At 51.8% G+C, this 17513-nt stretch carries 8 protein-coding genes; all 8 read left to right on the top strand.

Annotated features, from left to right (window positions below; genetic code table 11):
* Window positions 1-108: 108 nt before the first annotated feature.
* The 8 genes from VGN67_RS19840 to VGN67_RS19805 all read left to right on the top strand — a co-directional run bounded on the left by VGN67_RS19840 (window position 109) and on the right by VGN67_RS19805 (window position 17476).
* Window positions 109-537 carry a nuclear transport factor 2 family protein gene (locus tag VGN67_RS19840; protein WP_327488639.1) on the top strand — a complete coding sequence of 143 codons (429 nt, stop codon included), beginning with the start codon at window positions 109-111 and terminating at the stop codon, window positions 535-537.
* Window positions 538-554: 17 nt separating this feature from the next.
* A complete protein-coding gene (locus tag VGN67_RS19835; protein ID WP_327488638.1) occupies window positions 555-1145 on the top strand; it encodes a LutC/YkgG family protein in 591 nt (196 codons plus the stop codon).
* Between the two features lie 65 nt (window positions 1146-1210).
* Window positions 1211-1720: a GNAT family N-acetyltransferase gene (locus VGN67_RS19830; RefSeq protein WP_327488637.1), complete on the top strand. Its 510-nt coding sequence runs from the start codon at window positions 1211-1213 to the stop codon at window positions 1718-1720.
* A 60-nt stretch (window positions 1721-1780) separates the two neighbouring features.
* A complete protein-coding gene (gene cmk, locus VGN67_RS19825) occupies window positions 1781-2485 on the top strand; it encodes a (d)CMP kinase (protein WP_327488636.1) in 705 nt (234 codons plus the stop codon).
* Between the two features lie 17 nt (window positions 2486-2502).
* Window positions 2503-3564 (top strand): FAD-dependent oxidoreductase, encoded by a 1062-nt coding sequence (locus VGN67_RS19820; RefSeq protein ID WP_327488635.1) that lies wholly within the window; start codon window positions 2503-2505, stop codon window positions 3562-3564.
* Between the two features lie 18 nt (window positions 3565-3582).
* A complete protein-coding gene (locus VGN67_RS19815) occupies window positions 3583-6792 on the top strand; it encodes a hypothetical protein (protein WP_327488634.1) in 3210 nt (1069 codons plus the stop codon).
* Window positions 6793-7551: 759 nt separating this feature from the next.
* Window positions 7552-16473, top strand: coding sequence for an SdrD B-like domain-containing protein (locus VGN67_RS19810; protein WP_327488633.1), 8922 nt, complete (start codon window positions 7552-7554; stop codon window positions 16471-16473).
* Between the two features lie 4 nt (window positions 16474-16477).
* Window positions 16478-17476 carry a type IX secretion system membrane protein PorP/SprF gene (locus VGN67_RS19805; RefSeq protein ID WP_327488631.1) on the top strand — a complete coding sequence of 333 codons (999 nt, stop codon included), beginning with the start codon at window positions 16478-16480 and terminating at the stop codon, window positions 17474-17476.
* Window positions 17477-17513 lie beyond the last annotated feature (37 nt).

Below are 17513 nucleotides of genomic sequence, written 5' to 3'. Positions count from 1 at the left end.
AAATTATTTTATGTAAAAAGGTTTTGAAACTGCCGGCTTTCGATACGTAAATTTCAAGGTGGAGATGCTTCTAATGGTACTTACTCATTTCTATTCCTTATCTACCCAATGAAAAAACCCTTAGTACTACTATCGTTCATTCTACTCAGCTACTGTTCGGTACTGGCCCAGTCGGTGCAGGAAAAGCAGGTACAGACGGCCATCGAAACCTGGAAGAATGCCGTACTTACCCGAAACGAAGCGGCCCTGCGGAGCATACTGGCCGAAGAACTTTCGTATGGTCATTCCAGCGGGTTAATAGAAACAAAGGCTGAATTCCTGGATGTGATTCTAAACCGGAAGTCGGTGTTTGAAACGCTGGAAATGCCGGATATGGAGATAAAAATTGTCGGTAATACGGCTGTAGTACGCAATAAGATGTTCGCCGATGTGGTAACTGGTGGGGTAAGAAACAAAACCAATCTGGGGGTACTGCAGGTCTGGACGCGGGGCCAAAATGGCTGGCAGCTGCTGGCCCGGCAGGGCTTTAAGCTTTAACAAAACGACAGGTACCTATGGCTTCACGCGATTCAATACTGAATAAAATCAAAGCGGCCCAACCCGAACCTACCGAGCTGCCCGATGCCCCTCAGTACGGTATCATTTATGATGACCCGGTGGGTAAGTTTTCGGAGATGGTTAACCTGAACGGAGGCGTAGCCGAACTGGCCAATAACTGGCAGGACATCCGGGTTCGGCTGGAAACTACCTTTAACGAATTTAGCAACCGGGCCACCACCATACCCTTTCTGGCCGACTGGGCCGACTTCAGCCTGAATGTAGAGGACCCGCACGAGCTGGAAATGGTGAATGTGGCCGTGATTGAGGGTGAATTCGCCGTGGCCGAAAACGGGGCCATCTGGGTGTCCGAAAAGCACGTGGCGCATAGGGTACTTCCGTTTATCACGCAGTACCTGGGCATTGTTATCCGGCGAAATGAAGTAGTTAATACCATGCACGAGGCAATGGAACGGGTAAATATTTCCGAAACGGGCTGGGGCTGCTTTATTGCCGGTCCCTCCAAAACGGCCGATATTGAGCAGTCGCTGGTGATAGGTGCCCACGGTGCCCGGGGGCTAAGCGTATATGTTCTTAATGACCACTAACAGCACAGACTAGCCCTAAAGTAGTACCTTTCATTTCCGGAAGAGAACTATCCTCACTTGCCTCTATGTCAATTCTGCTACGTCCGTACCGGTACAACGATGCCGGTAATCTGGCGCTTTACGCCAATAATCCCAGGATTGCCGCTAATGTCCGCGATTCATTTCCTTCTCCTTATACCCTTGAGGATGCCCGGAAATGGATTGATTTTTGCGTGTATGGCCAAAGCGCCGACACCCACCTGAGCCGGGCCATTGTACAGGATGACCAGTTGGTGGGGGGAATTGGTGTAGTCAGGCAAAAAGATGTATATCGCTACAGCGCCGAGATTGGATACTGGCTGGCGGAGCCGTTCTGGGGTAGGGGCCTGGTGACCGAAGCCATTCGGGAATTTACCGCCGAAGCCTTTTCCGTCTTTGACATTCAACGGCTTTACGCGGGCGTTTTCAGCTTTAACCGCTCCTCCATGCGGGTACTTGAAAAAGCCGGTTATGCCCTGGAAGCTATTCATCAGCAGGCCATTTTTAAGGAAGGTACTTTCTGGGACGAACATCTTTACGTGAAGTTTCGTACCTAAAAAGGTGCATCAAACGGCTACTTTCGTTTATTTTGCAATCTTATACGACCGAACGAAAGTATGCCAAAGATAACCGTAGCGCTTGATGGGTATTCCAGCTGTGGTAAAAGTACCACGGCTAAGCTGGTAGCCCGACAGCTGCATTACGCCTATATAGATACCGGGGCCATGTACCGGGCCGTTACGCTGTATTTTTGCCAGAACCACATTTCCCATACCAATCCCCGCGAGGTACAGAAGGCTCTGGACGAAATTCATATTTCGTTCCGCCGGCACCCCGAATCCGGCAGTAACGATACTTTCCTCAACGGGTTGAATGTTGAGGATGAAATCCGGAAAATGTACGTCTCGGACCGCGTGAGTGAGGTAAGTACGGTGGCGGAAGTTCGCCACGCCATGGTAGCCCAGCAGCAGCGAATGGGCAAAAGCAAGGGGATAGTCATGGACGGACGGGATATAGGTACGGTGGTGTTTCCGCAGGCCGAGCTCAAAATATTCATGACGTCTGACGTGATGGTAAGGGCCCACCGCCGACAGGAAGAACTGCTCGCCAAGGGGGAACTTGTCGGCATTGAGGAGGTAATTGAGAACATCCGGAAACGGGACTATATTGATACCAACCGCACCGAAAGCCCCCTGCGGCAGGCCGAAGACGCCATCCTGATCGACAATACCCTGATGACCGTGGATGAGCAGGTAGACCTGGTAGTACGCCTTGCCGACGAACGAATCGGGCAAGCCATCCGCCGCCGCGAAGAAGCCTGACTTCACCAGCAAAACCAATGGACTACGACTACCTGATAGTGGGGCAGGGGCTGGCAGGTACCTCGCTGGCCTGGCACCTTCACCAGTGCGGCAAAAAATTTCTAATTGTAAATGATTCAACCCGACCGGCGGCTTCGCTGGTGGCGGCGGGTATTTTCAACCCGTTAACCGGCCGAAAGCTGGTAAAGACCTGGCTGGCCGATGAGTTATTCCCCTACGCCCGCCGCTTCTACGGAGAGCTGGAAGAAACCCTGCAGGCGCGGTTTCTGCACTACATCAACATTTACAGGCCCTACCGCTCGGTAGAAGAACAGAACAGTTACCTCGCCCAAACCGCCGAACCCGGCATAGGCCCCTATATTCAGCAACCTCCCGCCAACCTACCCTATAACGACTACCTGTATGCGCCGCACGGTGGGCTGGAAGTGACCGGGTCGGGCTGGGTAGACCTGCCTCTGTTTCTGCTCAAAAGCCAGGAGTACTTTCAGCAAGGAGGGCAGTACCGGGAGGGCTTTTTTAACCCTGACGACATGGTACTGAGCGGGGATACCGTTGAGTGGAATGGATTGCGTATTGGTAAAGTCATATTTTGTCAGGGTGTAGACGCCCTCAGTAATACCCTGTTCAACTGGCTCCCGTTCAACCCGGTAAAAGGGCAAATTCTGGAAATAGCGCTGGACAAGTACCCTATTGATAGAATTGTGAATCAGGGAATTTTCATTCTGCCAGACGGGGAAGGAAAGTGCCGGTTGGGGGCTACCTATTCCTGGCACGACCTGGACTGGGAAACCACCGAAGAGGGGCGGCAGTACCTGGAAGAAAAAGCAAAGGGAGTACTGAAGGTACCTTATCAGGTACTGAAGCAACGGGCGGGCCTGCGTCCATCTTCCAAAGATCGCCGCCCGCTGGTAGGCTTTCATCCACAGTTTCAGCAGGTGGGAGTATTTAACGGTCTGGGTACCAAAGGGGTTACGCTCGCGCCCTACTTTGCTGCCAACTTGGTAGAGTACATGGAAAAGGGGAAAGATTTAAATTTGTTAGTGAATATTGGTAGGTATTTTTCGTTATATTACCAGTAAAGAAAGCCAAAGATTCAGATGAAGTTACCTTTCCGATATGTTACGAATGCTCTGGCATTCGTTTTTCTGTTCACCGTTGCCAATCAGGGGGTGTTTGCGCAACGCTATCCTTCCCAGGAGGTTTTTGGGAAAAATCGCATCCAGTACCGAACCTTTGACTGGAAGGTTTTCAAAACCTCCAACTTCGAAATATACCATTATCAGGGAGGTACTACCCTGGCCCGCACCACCGCCCAACTGGCCGAGACGGAGTTTGACCGGATCACCGAAATGCTGGGCTATACACCCTACAACAAGGTAAAGATATTTCTCTACAATTCGCCCGGTGAGCTTCAGCAGAGCAATATGGGTATGGCTACCTTCGGAGATCTTGAAGATCAGGAACTGGATCTGGCTCAGTCGCGGGTAGAAATAGCCTTTACCGGTGACCAGCTCAGCTTCCGCAAAAAACTGGTTAAAGAAATTGCCCTGCTTTTCGTGTATGATATGCTCTACGGGGGAAATCTGAAAGATGCCCTGCAAAGCTCGTTGTTGTTGACCCTGCCCGAATGGTTTATGTCGGGAATCGCGGCCTACATTGCAGAGGGCTGGACACCCGAAATGAATGATTACATGCGGGATGTGACCCTGCAGCGCCAGATCCGGAAACCAGCCCTGCTGACCGGTACCGACGCCATGCTGGTGGGGCAGTCGATCTGGAACTACATTGCCGAACGCTACGGTCGGGATAATATTTCCAATATCCTGAACCTGACCCGTATTATCCGTACCGAGCAAACGAGCATTACCAGTACGTTGGGTATTCCGTCCTATAACCGCTTTCTGCGCGACTGGCGCGACTACTACAGCGGAATGGTCACCCAGGCGGGGCAGCATTATATTGAGCCTACTCCCGACTGGCAGCACCGGCTGAACGTACTGAGTACCATGTCGGCCGGAGCTTCGGTAAAAATATCGGGCGATGAAAAATACCTGGCCTACACCGAAATGCACAAAGATCGCTACCGCGTTGTAGTGAGTAACCTCGAAACCGGCCGGAGGATGGTCATCCGTCAGGGGAAAATTATGACGGGTCTGGTACAGGGAAAGAGTTTAATGCCACTGGTGGCCTGGACCCGCAACAATACGCTGGCGGTACTGGCCGAAGAGGAGGCTAAGCAGAACTTTTACATTTACGAAAAGCTGGATACCAAAAAGCCTAAGATTCTGGTCAAGCGGACCATTCGTGGTCTGGACCAGATCATTGATATGGATATTTCCAACGATGGTAGTATGCTGGTTGTAAGTGCCGATAAAGGCGGAAAAAATGACATCTACCTGGTAAGTATTGCCCGTGCCTCCACCATTGCCCTCACCAATGATATGTTCGATGACGTGTCGCCCCGTTTTGTAAATGGTTCGTCGCGGCGCGTTGTGTTTGCCTCCAACCGATCCACCGATTCCCTTGCCACTACCACCAAAACCGCCGGTACGGGTACGGAGCTTGGGATTTTTGAACATGATGGTTCCCCGCGGGCCGAGCTCGTTGAAAGTCTGGTTGAGAACCAGGGGTACCAAATGAAACCAATTCACGCGACCGAACAGGCCGTTTATTTCCTGTCGGATCAGAAGGGCATTACCAACCTTTTTAAAGTTGACCGGGCTTCGGGTAACGTTTCGCAGATTACCAACTACATAGTAGGCATGCGTAACGCCGATATGACTACCCTGGGCAATGGCTCCCTGGCCTACACCCGACTGGACAAAGGAGAATATGTATTGTCGTTCCACAACCGGATTGACATGAATGCCAACCTGGACACGCCGGACCTGAGACAACGGACGGCAACGGGTGGAACCAACCAGAAAAACCCGGCTGTGGCCCCGGCTACAACGCCCCAGGCAGATACCCTACCGGCCATTACAAACCGGATAGAACTGAAAGAAGGGGAGGTTGATACGGACAATTATCAGTTTGATCCGGATGTACTGAAAACATTTGAGTACCGGCAGCGTCGGGGTACCGTAGCCAATGCTCCTGCTACCATACCCAAGTCACGTCGGCGGGAAAATATTTCGATCCGGGGGCCCTTTGACTACAAGGGAATATTCATAGCCAACGACGCTACCTCCGACTGGCGTATTGACCCCCTGAGAAAGTTTGGATACTCCCAGTCAATCTCTATGAATGATTTATTGGAAAACCACGTCATTAAAGCGGGGTTCTTCGTTTCAACTACCTTCCGAAACAGTGACCTTTTCGCCGAATACAAAAACTACACCTACCGGATTGACTTTGGTGCCCGGATCGACCGCAGCAGCCTGTATATTGATGAAGAAAATGCCACCCAGAAGTACCGGTTCAACCAGGTACGGCTTACGGCTGCCTATCCTTTTTCGGTCAATACCCGTATTTCGGTCTCGCCTACCTACACGGTAACCCGCCTGGTTGACCTGAATCTGCTGTCGGAGCCTGACCTATCCACCCAGTACGGAGGTGTTATTTCGGAGTTTGTTTACGACAATTCCAGGATCAATGGCATGAACATGATTGAAGGTACCCGCTTCAAGATTCGTTACGAAAACCAGCTGGGTATCTCCGATCTGGATGAGAGTTTCAACCGGGTAAGTATAGACCTGCGACGCTACCAGAAAATCCACCGTGACCTTATCCTGGCTACCCGCTTTGCCTTCAGTCGCTCGGGCGGGCGTTCACCCAAGCAGTCAATCATGGGTGGTATGGAAAACTGGGTACTTAACCGGGTCGAGCGACGTACTACCAATAATCCGCTGGCCTTTGGACCCGGCGTGGACAACCGCGATGTTTTCTTCTCCGAGTTTGCAACCAACCTCCGTGGTTTTAACCTGAATCGTTTGTCAGGTACCAACTACGTCCTGGTGAACGCTGAACTCAGGATTCCGCTGATTAAGTACATTTACCGTGGACCCATCACATCCAATTTCCTTCGTAACTTCCAGATCGTCGGGTTTTCTGACATAGGTACCGCCTGGACCGGCAGAGGGCCTTTCAGCCAGGAAAACAGCCTTAATACCGAGATTGTGGGCGGTGGCTCGGATCCGTTCCGCGCTACGGTTACCAACTTCCGTAATCCTTACCTGATGGGCTACGGGGTAGGAGCCCGTACCATGTTGTTTGGCTTCTACGTGAAGTTTGACTACGCCTGGGGTGTCGACAACGGTGTCACGAACAAAGCGATCCCCTATATAACGCTGGGATACGATTTTTAAGAGCCAGGTACTTTACCGAATCATGCAAAGAGGCACCCAATTGGGTGCCTCTTTGCATGATGGAAACAGCTGAATTTTTAGAGGAGAAATCCAAGTTAAATATTTCTTACCATCTGATAATGAGTCAGGAAGGAGTGTGTTTTTTTGCGCCGGTTACTAATTTCTGGCACTTTTTTGGCTAGAGTATATACACCTCTTCATTTGCTGCATTTGTCTTCGCAAGATTTTGATTATCAGCAAGTTAAAATAAAATTCTTTTGCTTTTGCTTTGGTCTAAGTACCTCATTCCTAACTGGGTGGGAGGAGGAGCAATTTGGTGGTCGGGAAGGGGGGTAAAATTGGCACAGTTTGTGTTTGAAACTAAGTGCGTCAAAAAACTGCCTTTTGGGACTAAGAGAAATCCAATTTGCTACTTCGGCTATGAAAAAAAATTTAAACAATATAGGCCTAAAAAGTATTTTTCAATCAGCTGCTATCCAACGAGTTCGGTTAGCGGGGGTGGCAAATACCTTATTATCAAAAAGCACTTTAATTACAATAAAAATATACAGTTTATTTTTTGCACTTTTGTACAGAAATAAAGCTGTTACCTGGTATTCCCGTGCAATCCATGGGAATGCATTGTTATATTACAGGTGGTTGACTATCAGAAGGAAAGTCCGTAGGTTTGGTGGGAGAAAGGCAAGTAGGGAAGGACGTACTCTTCAACACAGTGAAGTACACTATTATGTCTTGGATTCACACACAACTATTTTCCATATGAGTAATCCACTTTTACTAAGAAATTTTTTTAACGTCCTATCCACCCACCTCCGGCCCCTTTTTCAACTGATTCACTCAGGTTCTCCGGTTGAAAGGACCCCCAATTTTCTCCTCCGTCGGCTATCAGCCTCCGGCTCTTCGCTCCAGACAAAGCTACTCCTGCCCGGTATCATTTCTTTCTTCTCCCTAATTCTGCTGGCTGCTACCACCGTATCAGCCCAGGTAAATTTAAGCCTGAGTAAAAAGATTGACCAGGCGAAGCCATCCATCGGGCAGAACATCACCTATACGCTTACCGTTAAAAATACCGGTTTTCATGCGGCCACCAATGTTGTGGTACACGATAGCCTGCCGGTTGGCGGCGTCACCTACGTTAGTAACGCTATTGTAAGGGGAACGGGTAGTTATACGGCCGCAACCGGTACCTGGAACGTAGGTACCGTAGCGGCTAACGATTCGGCTATTCTGGAAATAAAAGCTACCGTACTGGCCCAGGGAGTTTTCTTTAGCGTGGCTGAAATCGTAAGCATGACCGAAGATGACCAGGATTCCTGGCCGGGTGATGGAGCGCTGGATCAGGATGATATTGCCACCAGCTGCTTCTCTGTACCCATAGACTGGTACCCCGGCGATATGTACATAGTTGATGTACCTACCGGCTATAAAGGTATTAAATGGTACTACAACGGGACTGAAATAAAAGACTCCGTAATTGTAAATAATAAAACCGTCGCTGCCATCAACCAGGACACTACCCTGACCATCAAAGGTCCGGGTTCTTTTACTTTTACATCCGTGGTAGGTATTTCCTGTCCGGCCTCCGGCTGCTGTGCCATCGAGATTGTCCCCGGAGCTTTTGGTTCCATTGGTGATTTTGTGTGGCTTGACAACGATAAGGATGGTATTCAGGATGCCGGTGAACCCGGTGTGCAAGAGGTGACCGTTGAGCTTCAGGATGAAAACATGGTAGCTATTACTACTACCGTGACCGATAGCAACGGTAAGTACCTTTTTGATTCGCTCCAGAGTGGTAAGTACTTCGTTAAATTCTCGGCTCCCTCCGGCAAGTTGTTCACCCAGTTTAACCAGGGCGACGATGACGCCAGAGATAGCGATGCCAGTGAATCGGGCGTAAGTGGTAAGACCAATGCCATTACCATTGACACCTCAAAGCCAGCCAACGATAAACTTAGAAATAACCTGACTATAGACGCCGGTATTACCCCCGACTGCCCAACCATCACGCTTACTATTACGGGTAATAAGGCTATTTGTGCAGGTGAATCAATAGCTCTCACCGCCAGCAGCAATGTGTCAGGTACTACCATTAAATGGTACACTGCCGCCACCGGCGGAACGGCTTTCGTTACCACCACCAGCGGACAGGCCCAGTCGCTCAACCCAACGGCGACTACTATCTACTACCTCGAAGGTGAAACCACCGAAGGTTGCAAAACCGAGGGCCGTACCCCGGTTACGGTGACGGTTAATCCCAAGCCTACTCAGCCAACAGTACCGGGTAGCCTGAACAACAACTGCCCGGATACCCTGGCCAACCTGACGTTCCTGAATCCGATACCGTCGGTTTCGGGTGGGGTGTTTGAATGGAGAACGGGTACCAGTCCTACTTCGGCGCTGGTTTCTAATCCTATCAAGGTAGCCGGTGGTACTTACTATTTGTTTGAAAAATCACCGGCCGGTTGTTACAGCAGCCCGGCGGTCGTAACGGTTAACATTAGCGCTTGTGACTGTCAACTGGCTTATACGGTTGATGCCGGTGCTGATCAGGAAATTTGCCCCGGCGAAACCGTTACAGTAACCGCAGTGGTTACCGGAGCCGCCACCGGAGTAACCTGGTCGTCGAATGGCTCGGGTACCTTTGCCAACGGCAGTAGCTTAACCGCGGTATATACCCCATCCTCAGCCGACCTGGCGGCCGGCGTAGTAGTACTGACAGCTACCACCAATGATCCGGAGGGTGATTGTAAACCAAAAATGGATGCCATAAAGGTAATCATCAATCCGCGTCCGGCCCCCGCCTTTGGGGTAGCCTGCGACGATACCCTGATTTGCCAGGGCAAGAGTACCAAGCTCATTGGGTTTGCTCCGGATATGACCATTCGCTGGTATACTCAGGCTACGGGTGGTACACCCATTGGTACTACCGTAAGTGGAGGAAAACTGACAGTATCTCCCACCACTAACACTACCTACTACGCCGAAGCCGTCAGCGATGAAGGCTGTATCAGCGAAAGAACCCCGATTACCGTAGCCGTACAAACCTGCTACGCCGACCTGGCCGTGGTAAAAACGGTTATTACCCCCGCACCTTATTCGCCGGGACAAAGCATAACCTACTCCGTGACCGTTAAGAACCTGGGGCCGGGCAACGCTAAAAACGTAACCGTTGATGATGTACTGCCCGCTTCCCTGACCTACACCGGTTCGGTACCGGTGGGTGAGTATAGCAGTGCTACCGGCGTATGGACCATCGGTGATTTGACTTACACGTCCAGCCGTACCCTGATTATCAACGCCAGCATAAAAGGGACTGCCAGTGGTAGTATTGTCAATACCGCCATTGTAAAAAGCCCGGACAACGATCCCAATCAAACGCATAATGATACCTCGACGGTTACCATTAAGGTAGGCGCGGTAGCGGATCTGATGCTGGCCAAAAAAGTGTCCAAGACCAATCCGGCACTAAACGAGGAAATAACCTATACCCTGGAGGTAAGCAACAAGGGGCCGCTGGTAGCCACTAACGTAGAGGTGACCGACCTGCTGCCTGCCGGACTTGAGTTTGTGTCAAGTACCAATATGACCAAATTTGGCACTACCCTCAAAGGTACCTTTGCCAGCATTGGTGTCAATGAAACCAAAACCCTGAGCTTTAAGGCCAAGGTAACCGGCAACGGAAGTATCCTTAACATAGCCCAGGTTACCAAGTCGGACCAGGAAGATCCGGACTCGACACCTGGTAATGGCTATGATAAAGGCGAAGACGATGACGACAAGGTAACCGTTACGGTAGGTTGTCCCACGATTGACCCGCCGGTTATTGCCTGCGCTTCTACCAATATCTGCGTAGGCGAAAGCACCACGCTGACGGCCGTGGGATGCAAGGATGGTACTGTAGTCTGGTCCAATGGAATGACCGGGGCCTCTATCACCGTGGGCCTTTCCGAAACCACCACCTTTACCGCCCAGTGCAAGAAAGGCGACTGCATCAGTGAAGCCTCCAATGCCATTACCATAAAGATTAACAATCCCACCAAGCCGGTACTGGCCAGCAGTGCCAACGCCGTTTGTGTAGGAGGCAGTGCTACACTTACCGCCTCTAACTGTACCGGTTCCATAATCTGGTCCAACGGTGCAACGGGCAGCCCATTGGTAGTAACTCCAACCGAAACCACTACCTACACTGCCTACTGCAAGCAGGCAAATTGTGTGAGCGAAACGGCTTCCATCACCATCCAGGTCACTACGCCGGGTCCCGCACCAGTTGTTACCTGTGGGAAAATGGAGATTTGTCCGGGTGAAAGCGTCACGCTGACCGCTCACGATTGTGCCGGTCAGGTACAGTGGTCAACGGGAGCCGTGGGAGCATCTATTACCGTTAGCCCGACTACCACTACGGCCTACTCGGCCAAGTGTGTCACAAACGGCTGCGAGAGTAAGGTGTCGGAAGATCATATAATAAAAGTAGTAACCCCGACCGCCCCGGTTATTTCCGCCAGCGAGACTACCGTATGTCCCGGCACCCCGGTTACCCTGAAGGCTACCGGTTGTGAGGGTACTGTAAAATGGTCCAATGGTGCTACCGGTAGTTCAATTACCGTTACCCTGAACTCGACCCAGAGCTTTACCGCTACCTGTAAAACAGATGCCTGCCTGAGTGGTGAGTCCAACGTGGTAACCATTAAGGTGGCCGCCCCGACCGCCCCGATTATTGCCTCTAATAAAACGGTAATCTGCTCGGGTGATAGTGTGGTTCTGACCGCCACCAACTGTAGTGGTACCGTGACCTGGTCTAACGGCATGACCGGTGCCAGCGTAACGGTGAAACCAACCGCTACGACCGACTACACCGCTACCTGTAAAGTAGGAAGCTGCGCCAGTGCCGTTTCCAATACAGTGCGTATCAATGTCAATACAAATGGTACGCCACCAAGCATCACCGCCAGCAAGACCAGCATCTGCGTGGGTGACAGCGTAATACTGACGGCTAGCGGCTGCACCGGCACGGTAACCTGGTCCAACGGCATGACCGGAGCCAGCATTAAGGTGAAGCCAACCACCACGACCCAGTACACCGCTATCTGTAAAGGTACCGGTACCTGCGCGAGTGGTCCTTCCAATAAGGTTACCATCAACGTGGGGCAGTCGGCGGCGCCTACCCTTACCGCCAGCAAAACCAGCATCTGCGTGGGTGACAGCGTAACCCTGACGGCTAGCGGCTGCACCGGCACGGTAACCTGGTCCAACGGCATGACCGGGGCCAGCATCAAGGTGAAGCCAACCACTACGACCATTTATAAAGCTACCTGTGGAACCGGTACCTGTACCAGTGCCCCGGGCGTTATCACCATTAATGTTACGTCGCCTCCCGCACCAACCGTTATCTGCTCCAAAGACACCATCTGTAAGGGTGAAAGTGTCACGCTACAGATTGTGGGTTGCACGGGTACTACCGAGTGGTCTACCGGCCAGACTGGCGAAGCAATCGCCGTAACTCCAGCGGCCACCACCAGCTATTCGGCTAAGTGCGTAGTCAATGGCTGTAAGAGTCCCGTATCTGGCAACTATACCATTGTGGTCATTGACCCGGCCAAGCCTACCCTGACTGCTTCGGCTAATCCGGTTCAGAAAGGCGTACCTGTCACCATTACCGCTGCGGGTTGCGTAGGTGGTAAAGTACAGTGGAGCAACGGTTCCATCGGAGCCAGTATCACCGTATCGCCTACCGCTGCTACTACGTATAGTGCAATATGTGTAGTGAAAGAATGCGTAAGCGATACCGCCAGGATTAAGATAAATGTATTTGCCTGTGAAGTACTGGCCCCGGTTATCAAGGCCAGCAACGCCACGGTTTGTAAAGGCAGCGACGTAACCCTGTCAGCTACCAACTGTACCGGCCAGGTGGTGTGGTCGGGTGGACAGACGGGCAGCAGCATTACGATACCTTTGAATGCTACCACTACCTTTACCGCCCTCTGTAAGGTTGATACCTGCCTGAGCAAAGTTTCCAACGCCGTAACGGTAAGTGTAACCGAGCTTAATCCGCCGACCATCGCTGCCAGCTCCATGAACATCTGCGTCGGCGATAGTGTAACCCTTACGGCCATGGGTTGTGGTGGAAATGTAGAGTGGTCCAATGGTAAAACCGGCGCGAGCATTGTAGTGAAGCCAACGTCTACCACTTCCTATACGGCCATCTGTAAACTGGGTGCCTGTCAAAGCGCCGCCTCGGCTCCGGCTGTTATCACGGTGGGCGCGCCGGCCGCGCCAGTCGCCAAGGCTTCCGAAACCTCGGTTTGCTTCGGTAGTACCGTAACCCTGACCGCTACCGGTTGTACCAGCGGTTCGGTAATCTGGTCCAATGGCCTGGTGGGTAATTCCATCACCATCACACCGGCTGCCACGACTACCTTTACTGCCCAGTGCTGCACCTCGGATAACTGCAAGAGCCCGCTCTCTAACGCCGTGACCGTTACCGTAACGCCAAAAATAGCCAAGCCTTCGACCACGTATCTGTTCAACGTATGTCCGGCCACTACGGTGAACCTGGCTACGGCGGTAACCAGTACGCCAAAAACAACGGGAGGTACCTTTGTATACCGAACCGGCAACACCCCCGGTTCGCCAGCGGTAAGCAACCCGGCCAGCGTCGCAACGGCCGGTACCTACTATGTATTCGAGAAAACTACCTCCGGATGTTTCAGTGATCCGGCCGCCATCGTTGTGACCACCATAATTGACTGCTCTGACCCAATTGCCGATTGCCAGACCAATCCGGCCACGGTCAACGCGGGCAACGATGCTACCATCTGCGCGACCATCTCTTACAAGCTTTCGGGTACTATTGGTGGAGCCGCTACCAGTGCCGCGTGGACTACCAGCGGTAAGGGTACTTTTGATAACGCCAATTCACTTACTGCTACCTACTATCCTGCCGAGGAAGACCTGATAAGCGGTTACGTGACTCTGAAACTTACCACCAACGATCCGGACGGTGCAGGTATTTGTCAGTCCGCCCAGGATTCGCTCAAACTGACCATTCAGAACATAACCTTCCGTCCGCATATTTCCATCAACGGAGTAGCCAAGACGGATACCATGCCAACCCACCTGAATATCTGCGCGGGCGACTCGGTAGTACTTACCGCCACCGATACCCCGTACCAGTACCGCTGGAACGGAAGCAATACTACTTCCGGCAACCGGTTTGTGGTAAAAACAAGCGGTACTTACTACGTAACCCTCGTAAACAGCAACTCCTGTATTTCCATGAAGTCGGCGAGGGTGGTAGTAAACGTATACAGCGCCTTACCGACGCCGGTTGTAGTCAACAAGCGGAATATCTGCCCGGCTACTACGGTTGACCTTAGCACCACCGTCATGAGTACAGTCTTACCGGGAGGTACTTTTGAATACCGGGTGGGTACCAGTCCAGCCTCAGCGCTGGTGACTTCACCACAATCGGTAGGAGAAGGTACTTACTACGTATTCCAGCGTTCTGCCGAAGGTTGTTACAGCGCACCGGCCAAAGTGAAGGTGTCGGTATTCAGCTGCGGTTCTGACACCCTGCGTACCGACCTAAAAGTTATCAAGCTGGTTGACAAAACGCACGTACAGGTAGGTGACAGCGTCATCTATACCATTAAGCTCAAGAACTACGGACCGGATACCGCCACCAATATTTCGGTGATTGATATCCTCCCCGCGGGACTGGAGTTTGTACTGGGCTCCGGCTTTGAGGTGGAAGGGAATATTATTAAGGCAGTGATACCCATGCTGGCCCCGAACGATAGTATTGTGCATTCGTGCGGCGTGCTGGTGACTGATACAGGTACCATTACCAATACCGTCCGGATTCTGAGTCAGGACCAGGTTGACCCGGTAGCTGCCAACAATGAATCGTCGGTGGATATTCATGTCACCGGGGCCGCGCCTGATTCGGCCGCGGTGGGGGTTGCGATGGGAGTAGTTAACGTTGAACCTTCATTTGATGACACCTTCGTGGTTACCTACCGAATCACCCTCCGGAACTACAGTACCTCGGCGCTCACGAATGTTCAACTCATCGACTCGCTAACCAAGGCATTCCCGGATCCGGTTGAGTTCCACGTGATAGGTTCGCCGGAAGTGAGTGCCACCAGTTCGCTGATTACTGATCCGTATTATAACGGCAAGGATAAAAATACCCTGTTGCTAAGCGGAAGTACCCTGCCCGCCGGCGCCTCGGATATCATAACGCTGTACGTACGGGTAAAACCTAACGGTAGCAACGGGCCATTCTACAATTCGGTTATCGCTCAGGGTAGTGCCGGGGGAACCATGGTACAGGATATATCAAACAACGGATTTAATCCGGCTCCGCTGGGCAATCTGCCTACCCCGGTTCGCTTTGATATGCCAAACCTGCTTGGGGTAGCCAAAATGGTAGGTACACCGGTTGAGGTAGAAACGGGCATCTATGATGTACCTTATACGATCCGACTTACCAACCTCGGTATGAATGAGCTGAACAAGGTGCAAGTAACGGACAACCTCAGCACTACCTTTGGCAATGGTGCCATCCTGGTGCCGGGAGGTGTAGCGGTAAGCGCCGACGCCGGTCTGACGGTAAACCAGGCTTACACGGGTCAGGCCGGTGCTACCGAGCTCCTGGTAGACTCGCTAAGTACCTTGCCCAAAGCCTTTACCCGCGATATATTCCTGACGGTACGGGTCGATGTGCGCGGCGCCACCAGTTCCCAGTTCAACAACGTGGCCATTGGTTCGGCCATGGGTGGCGGAGGAGTAATGGTATCTGATACATCCACCTCCGGTACCAGTGCTGACCCCGACAACGATTTGAACCCGGGTAACAACAGCACCCCAACCCCGATTGACCTGAACAATATTCCGGGTAGTCCGAAGATTGGGGTAGCCATGACCATTTCTGATACGCTGCGGCAGTCTGACGGAAGCTACAACATTACCTACACGGTGGTGGTGAAAAACTACGGCAGCGAACTCCTGACCAATGTACAACTGGTTGATTCACTCGCTAAGGTGTTCAATGCCCAGACCGGAGCGGTGTTCCGGAAAGTTGGCACACCAATTGCAAGTAATCTAAGCAGTCTGGCCATAAACCCTGACTTTGACGGGCTCAACGACGTAGAGCTGCTGATTGCAACCAATAGTACCCTGAACGCCGGAATTGCGGATACGCTCAAATTTACCATAAACGTATCAACCGACGGCCGACAGACCCCGTACCTCAACCGGGTACATGCATCAGCCAGAGCGGGCGACCTGGTAGTGACCGATGTGTCAACCAATGGTATGATACCTGACCTGAACGGAAACGGAGACCCAACAGAAGGCACCGAGGAAGATCCAACCCCGATTATTATTCCGGCGGGTACCGAGCTGTTCATACCGGAAGGTTTCTCTCCCAACGGCGACGGTATCAACGACCTGTTCGTAATCAGAAATACCGGTGGTCAGACCGTAACGCTGGAAGTGTACAATCGCTGGATGAGCCTGGTTTACAAAAATGATAGCTATAACAACGATTGGAACGGTACACCAAACAATGGCCTGCAGGTAGGAAATACCAGCCAGGGCCTCCCCGATGGAACCTACTTCTACGTAGTCAAACTGGGTGATGGACGCCGCTTTGTACGATACCTGACAATAACCAGATAAGAAAATGTTGCAGTACACTCAATTAAAAAAATGGACTGTTCTGGTACTGCTGGCCCTCGGGGTCGGCAGTACCGAAGTTCTGGCTCAGCAGGACAAAATGTACTCTCAGTACATGTTCAACATGATGGCGCTCAACCCGGCCTATGCCGGAAGCCGTGATGTACTGAGCACCACGGGCCTTTACCGAAATCAGTGGGTTAATATTGACGGCGCCCCCAAAACCATGACCTTTACCCTGGATGCTCCGGTTAATAAGGAAAGGGTAGGGTTAGGTCTGCAGATCTATAACGATCAGATTGGCCTCCAGAACGAAACCGGTGCTTTTGCCTCCTACGCTTTTCGTATAAAGGTAGGCGACCGCTCTACCCTCGCGCTGGGACTACAGGCCGGAGCCATTAGCTTTCGCTGGGATCTGACCGAAGCACGACTGGCCCCCGGCGGGTCGGTTGACCCGGCTTTTGCTTCCAATATCTCCAAAATACTCCCCAACTTTGGTACTGGTATTTACCTCAGCAACGACCGGTCCTACCTGGGCGTTTCGGTTCCGCAACTGATTGTTAACAACCTTTCTGATTATAATTCGGGTGACAACCGGGCGCAGCAAAGACGACACGCTTACATGATGGCGGGCTTTGTGGTAGGGTTGAGCAACTCCCTGAAGTTAAAGCCTTCCCTGCTGGTAAAGTATGCCAACGGCGCTCCGCTTGGCCTGGATGGTAACCTGAACCTCTGGATCAATGACCGCCTGGCCCTTGGTACTTCCTACCGTCGTAATCAGTTCAGTACCCTCCAGAACAGCGCCGAAATGTTTACCAGCGACGCGGTGGTAGGTATGCTCGAAGTTCAGCTGACCGACCAGTTCCGGCTGGGGTATGCCTATGATATGATGCTGAACGGTCTCCGGCAGACCAACCTGAGTATCAATTCGGGTAGTCACGAAATCATGCTTCGGTATGAGTTTGGTTTTAGCAAGAGCAAGATCCTGACCCCCCGTTATTTCTAACCCAGGCGGCAGCAGAAAGGAATATTCTCCGGTACTC

The organism is Telluribacter sp. (assembly GCF_035998675.1).
GTDB lineage: Bacteria > Bacteroidota > Bacteroidia > Cytophagales > Spirosomataceae > Telluribacter.
The sequence above is the reverse complement of the archived record's forward strand: the minus strand, read 5'-3'. Positions and strand labels throughout refer to the sequence as shown.